At 71.2% G+C, this 6,444-nt stretch carries 4 protein-coding genes; all 4 read left to right on the forward strand.

Annotation, left to right across the window (positions count from 1 at the left end; translation table 11 throughout):
- Nucleotides 1-953, forward strand: a 953-nt coding sequence (locus AC27IO_RS18790; RefSeq protein ID WP_498740149.1) for a GNAT family N-acetyltransferase/peptidase C39 family protein, incomplete at its 5' end; no start/stop codon positions are given.
- A 1-nt stretch (nt 954) separates the two neighbouring features.
- Nucleotides 955-2,541: a RimK family ATP-grasp domain-containing protein gene (locus tag AC27IO_RS18795; RefSeq protein WP_498740151.1), complete on the forward strand. Its 1,587-nt coding sequence runs from the start codon at nt 955-957 to the stop codon at nt 2,539-2,541.
- 127 nt (nt 2,542-2,668) lie between these two features.
- Nucleotides 2,669-4,807 (forward strand): prolyl oligopeptidase family serine peptidase, encoded by a 2,139-nt coding sequence (locus AC27IO_RS18800; RefSeq protein ID WP_498740153.1) that lies wholly within the window; start codon nt 2,669-2,671, stop codon nt 4,805-4,807.
- Nucleotides 4,808-4,967: 160 nt separating this feature from the next.
- Entirely contained in the window at nt 4,968-6,164 is a 1,197-nt protein-coding gene (locus tag AC27IO_RS18805; RefSeq protein WP_498740155.1) for an aminotransferase-like domain-containing protein, read from the forward strand.
- Nucleotides 6,165-6,444: the final 280 nt, after the last annotated feature.

The following is a 6,444-nucleotide window of genomic DNA, read 5'->3' on the forward strand; positions in this document are numbered from 1 at the left end:
CCGGCGGCGGCGCGCTGCTGGGCGCCTGCGTGGTCCTGCGCCGCCGGGGCACCTCGGTGGCGCGGCTGTATTCCATCGCCGTTGCGCCCCAGGCGCGCCACGGCGGCATCGCCAGTGCGTTCCTGGCCGAGGCGCTGGACTGCGCGCGCCATTGGGGCTGCGCCCTGCTGCGTCTGGAGAGCCGGGCCGAGAACGTGGCCGCCCACCGGCTCTTCCAGCGCTTCGGGTTCGTGGCGGTGGGCCGCGCGCCCGGCTACTACGCAGACGGCGCGGATGCGATCCGCTTCGAGAAGGACGTGTTCGACGGCCACCGCCGGGACCGGCTGATGCTGCCCCGGGCCCGGCACTACGGACAGACACTGGACTTCACCTGCGGCCCATGCGCGCTGCTGATCGCCATGTCGGCCCTGGCGCCGGACACCGTGCTGGACCAGGCCGCCGAGATCCGCCTGTGGCGCGAGGCGACCACGGTGTTCATGGCCGCGGGCCATGGCGGCTGCGGCCCGTTCGGCCTGGCCTGCGCCGCCCTGCGCCGTGGCTTCGGTGTGGCGGTGTACGCCGCCGCGGGCTCGTCGCTCTTCATGGACAGCGTGCGCGAGCCCCACAAGAAGCGCGTGATCCAGCGCGTGGAGGACGATTTCCGCGCCGAACTGGTCGCGCATGGCGCGCCGGTGTTCGCGCTGCCCGTCTCGCCCGAGGGCGTGATCGAGCAGTTGCGCCACGGGCATGTGCCCATCGTGCTCATCAGCCTGTGGCGCCTGCACCGCGAAAAGGCGCCGCACTGGGTCGTCATCACCGGCTTCGACGGCACGGTCTTTCGGGTGCTGGACCCGATGGCCCGTTCGGGCGAGGGCGACGGCGGCGTGTCGGTGAGCCTGTCCGAATTCAAGAAGATGGCCCGCTACGGGCGCCGCCGCCGGACAGCGGCCGTCATCCTGTCCAGAAAGCCTTGAAGTGACTTCAGAACATGTGATCGTGGTGGAAAGACGCTCGGATTTCCGCTGGAGCGACCCCGGGGTGCGCATCGTCACCGCGGAGGCGTTCATCGCCGAGGAGCCGCGCCCGCGAGCGCGTGCGCGCAAGGTCACCAACCTGTGCCGCAACTACAGCTACCTGGGCATGGGCTACTACTGCTCGCTGCTGGCCGAAGCGCGGGGCGACCGGGTCACGCCCAGCGTCGAGACCATCGTGGCACTGCAGCGCGGCAAGCAGCAGGCCGCCTCGCTGGCCGTGCTGGACCGCCTGATCGGTCCGCTGGACAGCGTGCCGCAGTCCGTCAGCTCGCTCACCCTGCACGTGTTCTTCGGGCTGGCGGAGGACGCCGAACTGACCGCCCTCGCGCGCAAGAGCTTCGAGTTGTTCCGCTGCCCGCTGCTGCGGCTGCACCTGCAGCGGCGCGAGCCATCGCCCGGCTGGCACGTCGCCGCGCTGCAATCGCTGGATCCGCGCGATGTGGATGCCCACCGCGACGGCCTGTTCGACGAGGCCCTGGCGCATTTCACGCGCCGCCACTGGCGCCCCGCCGCGCCGGTGGCCGCGCCGCGCATGGACCTGGCCATCCTGCACGACCCCAACGACCCGCTGCCGCCGTCCAGCCGCCGCACGCTGCAGAAGATCGTGGACGTGGGCCAGGACATGGGCATCGCGGTCGAACTGATCGAGAAGAAGGATTTCTCGCGCCTGACCCAGTTTGATGCGCTCTTCATCCGCGAGACCACGGCGGTCAACCACCACACCTTCCAGTTCGCCAAGAAAGCCGCGGCCGAGGGCATGCCGGTGATCGACGATCCGGTCTCCATCCTGCGATGCACCAACAAGGCGTACCTGGCCGAGCTGCTCAAGGGCCACGGCATCGCCACGCCGCGCACGCACCTCGTGAGCCGCCGCACGCTGGGCGATCTGCCGCGGGGCCTGGCCTACCCGGTGGTGGTGAAGGTGCCGGACGGCTCGTTCAGCCGCAGCGTGAAGAAGGCCGAGAACGCCGAGGCGCTGCACGCCATTGCGCGCGAAATGCTCCGCGAGTCCGGGATCATCCTGCTGCAGGAGTTCATGTACACCGACTTCGACTGGCGCATCGGCCTGGTGGGCGGGGAGCCCCTGTTCGCCGCGAAGTACTACATGTGCGAAGGCCACTGGCAGATCCTGCGGCACGGCGAAGACGGCGGGTACGTGGAGGGCCGCACCCAGGCCGTGTCCCTGGATGCCGTGCCGCCGCCGGTGCTGCAGGCCGCCACGCGCGCGGCGCGGCTGGTCGGCAACGGTTTTTACGGCGTGGACCTCAAGTGCAATGCGGCCGGCGCCCATGTGATCGAGATCAACGACAACCCCAACCTGGACGCCGGCGTCGAGGATGCGCTGGTGGGCGATGCGCTGTACCGCACGCTGCTGGGCCATCTGCTCGCGCGCATGGACTGGCGGCTGAACCGGGAGGGCACAGCATCCCCCTGCAGCGGGCCTTCGCAACGGAACCTGGCCGCCTGCCAGGGGACGGCGCGGTGGTCCGAGCCCGCCGGCACCGGTGCGGCCGTGCCCGCGCGGTAGCAAGCGGCAGTGCCCGCTGCCCCGCAAAACTCCGGCCAAGCCCCGGCCCGGCACAGGGCAAGCCGGGGCGGCGAAAATCCCCGAAGACCGGCCGTGCCGTCCCGGAACGCCATCCCTCAAGGAACCCATGCCCGAATCCACGCCGCCCATCGCAACGCCAGCCCACGATCCCGCGCAGGATGAAGACCCCCACCAGTGGCTCGAAGCGGTGGACAGCGAAAGCGCCCTGGCCTGGGTGCGCGAGCGCAATGCGCATTCCGAGGCGGTGCTGACGGCCCGGCCCGAATATGCCCCCACGCGCGAGCAGTTGCTGGACATCATGGACGCCAAGGACCGCATTCCCAGCGTGGTGCGGCGTGGCGACTGGCTCTACAACCTGTGGCAGGACGGGCACCACCGCCGCGGGCTGTGGCGGCGCACCACGCTGGCCGGGTACCGCGCGCCCGAACCCGCGTGGGAAACGGTGCTCGACCTGGATGCCCTCGCCCTGGCCGAGGACGAGAACTGGGTCTGGGGCGGGGCCGAAGTGCTGGGTCCGGAGTATCGCCACGCCCTGGTGTCGCTCTCGCGCGGCGGGGCCGATGCCACGGTGATCCGCGAGTTCGACCTGGTGTCGCGGCAGTTCGTCGAAGCGGGTTTCGCCCTGCCTGAGGCCAAGTCGGACGTGACCTGGATCGACGCCGAAACGGTCTACGTGAGCACCGATTTCGGCGAGGGCTCCCTGACCGAATCGGGCTACCCCCGCATCGTCAAGCGCTGGCGGCGCGGCACGCCGCTGGCCAGCGCGGTCACGGTGTTCGAGGGCGAGGCGTCGGACGTGGGCGTGGGGGTGGGCGTGGACCGCACGCCGGGCTTCGAGCGCACCGTGTTCACCCGCATGATCGACTTCTACCGCCACGAGGTCTGGCTGACCGAGGGGCCTGCTGAAGCGCCGGATGCCGCCCCCGTGCGGCTGGACGTGCCGGACGACGCCATTCCCGACTTCGTGCGCGGCACGCTGCTCCTGGAGCTGCGCAGCGACCTGGTGCTGGGGGAGGCGCAGTTCGCCGCCGGCTCGCTGCTGCATGCCGACGCGGCGGCCTGGCTGCGCGGCGAGCGCCGGGCTGCGGCGCTGTTCACTCCCACGGCCACGCGCTCGCTGGCCGGCTACGACACCACGCGCGACCACGTGCTGCTGCAGGTGATGGACAACGTGGCCGAGCGGCTGGAGCTGTGGCACCGGCCCGGGGGCGAGGGCGGTCCCTTCGTCGGCCGCGCGGTGGACACACCGTTCCCCGGCCAACTGGGCGTGACGGCCCTGTACGACCCGCTGCTGGCCGACGACCCGCTGGCCGAGCATTACCTGCTGTCGTACACCGACTTCACCACGCCCGCCTCGCTGTTCCTGGCCAGCACCGCCGATGACGAGCGCGAGTTGCTCAAGGCCGGGCCGGCGCGCTTCGATGCCGAAGGCATGCGCACCGAGCAGTGCTTCGCCACGTCGGCCGACGGCACGCGCGTGCCGTATTTCGTGCTGTGGCCGCGCGGCGCGCAGGCCGATGGCGGCAACCCCACGCTGATCTACGGCTACGGTGGCTTCGAGCATGCGCTCACGCCCTGGTACGCCGCCGACTACGGCCGGGCCTGGTGCGAGCAGGGCGGCGTGCTGGTGGTGGCCAACCTGCGCGGGGGCGGCGAGTACGGGCCGGCGTGGCACCAGGCGGCGGTGCGCGAACACAAGCAGCGCAGCTACGACGACCTGATCGCCATCGCACAGGACCTGATCGCGCGCGGCGTCACCCGGCCCGCGCACCTGGGCATCCAGGGCGGCAGCAACGGCGGGCTGCTGGTGGGCGCGGTGATGGTGCAGCGGCCCGACCTGTTCAACGCGGTGGTCTGCCAGGTGCCGCTGCTGGACATGCGGCGCTACCACACGCTGCTGGCGGGCGCGTCGTGGATGGCCGAGTACGGCGATCCGGACGACCCGGCCGACTGGGCCTTCATCGCGCGCTACAGCCCCTACCACCAGGTGCGGGCCAATGCGCGCTATCCCCGGGTGCTGTTCACCACCTCGACACGCGACGACCGGGTGCACCCCGGCCACGCGCGCAAGATGGCCGCGCGCATGCTGGCGCAGGGGCACGACCTGCTGTACTACGAGAACACCGAAGGCGGCCACGGCGGCGCGGCCGACAACGCGCAGCGTGCCCACCTGCTGGCGCTGGAGTTCGCCTACCTGTGGCAGCAGCTGGGCCCGCGGCCCGCGGTGGCCAACGCCGCCCGCTGAATGCCGTTTCGGCCGCAGCGGCGCAGCATTTCGCCACCGGGGCCGGGGCGGCACGCCGCGGCCCCGGCGCGCCGGCCGCGTGCACTGGCACCACACGCAGGAAAACGCCACGCCGATTTGGCGACAATCGCATCCAGAAAGTGAGACCCCGACCATGCCCCTGCAATTCGCCGACCGACTGAACAACGTAGAGACCTCCGCCATCCGCGAGCTTTTCAAGCTGCTGGGCAAGCCCGGCATCATCAGCTTTGCCGGGGGATTTCCGGACAGCGCGATGTTCGATGTGGACGGCATCCGCGAGGCCTCCAATAAGGCCCTGGCCGAGGAGCCGGGCGCGGCCCTGCAGTACGGCGCTACCGAGGGCTACAACCCGCTGCGCGAGCAACTGGCCGCCTTCATGGTCAGCAAGGGCGCCAGGGACGTGGCGACCGACAACCTCATCGTCACCACCGGCAGCCAGCAGGCGCTGGACCTGCTGGGCAAGACGCTCATCAGCCCCGGCGACAAGGTGATCGTGGAAGGCCCGACCTTCCTGGCCACCATCCAGTGCTTTCGCCTCTATGGCGCCGAGCTGATCAGCGCGCCGGTCGATGGCGAAGGCGTGGACACCGACGCGCTGGAAAAGCTCATCGCCGAGCACCGCCCCAAGTTCGTCTACCTCATCCCCACCTTCGGCAACCCCAGCGGCGCGTTGCTGAGCCTGGAGCGCCGCCGAAAGGTGCTGGAGATGGCCGCCCGCCACCAGACGCTGATCGTCGAGGACGATCCCTACGGCGACCTGTACTTCGGCGAGGCGCCGCCGCCCAGCCTGCTGGCGCTGTCGGCCGACGTGCCCGGCAGCCGCGACCTGCTGGTGCACTGCGGCAGCTTGAGCAAGGTGCTGAGCCCCGGCCTGCGCGTGGGCTGGCTCATCGCGCCGGCCGAGCTGCTGGCCAAGGCCACCATGTGCAAGCAGTTCAGCGATGCGCACACCAGCACCTTCGCGCAGGCCACGGCCGCGCAGTACCTCAAGGCCGGCCGCATGCCCGCCACGCTGGCCAAGGTGCGCGCGGTGTACGCCGAGCGCGCCGAGGCCATGGGCGATGCGCTGCGCAAGGAACTGGGCGACGCCATCGCGTTCGTGCAGCCGCAGGGCGGCCTGTTCGTCTGGGCGCGCCTCACCGGCGCGCGCGGCCAGGTGGCCGACGGCAACGTGCTGGCCAAGAAGGCCATCGAGCAGGGCGTGGCCTTCGTGCCCGGCACGCCGTTCTTCTGCGCGCAGCCCGACCACGCCACGCTGCGCCTGTCGTTCGCCACGGCCGATGTGGACAAGATCCGCGAGGGCGTGGCGCGGCTGGGCCAGGCAGTGCGCGCCTGACCGGCCGGCTGCGGACCGGCGCGGCGCCCGCTGGCGCTGCCCTGACCACCCCCGAGGGCGCCATGGCGCCCCTTTTCATTGCCGCACCGGTCAGGCCTGCAGCGACACCAGCCCGCGCACGGCCATGTAGAGACCCAACAGCCCAGGCCGATGAAAAAGCAGCCTTGAACCGTGCCGGCGACAGGCGCCCCGCAGCCACTGGCAGCCGCCATGCCGATGACGGCGGGCACCAGCAGCACCATGGACGACAGAGCCGCCGCGCCCGGGTACGCCCCGTTGG

The organism is Acidovorax sp. KNOB132 (assembly GCF_057541515.1).

Bases quoted from the DNA above. Each gene is read 5' to 3' on its own strand.
- AC27IO_RS18800 (WP_498740153.1), top strand. From the start codon at position 2,669: ATGCCCGAATCCACGCCGCCCATCGCAACGCCAGCCCACGATCCCGCG.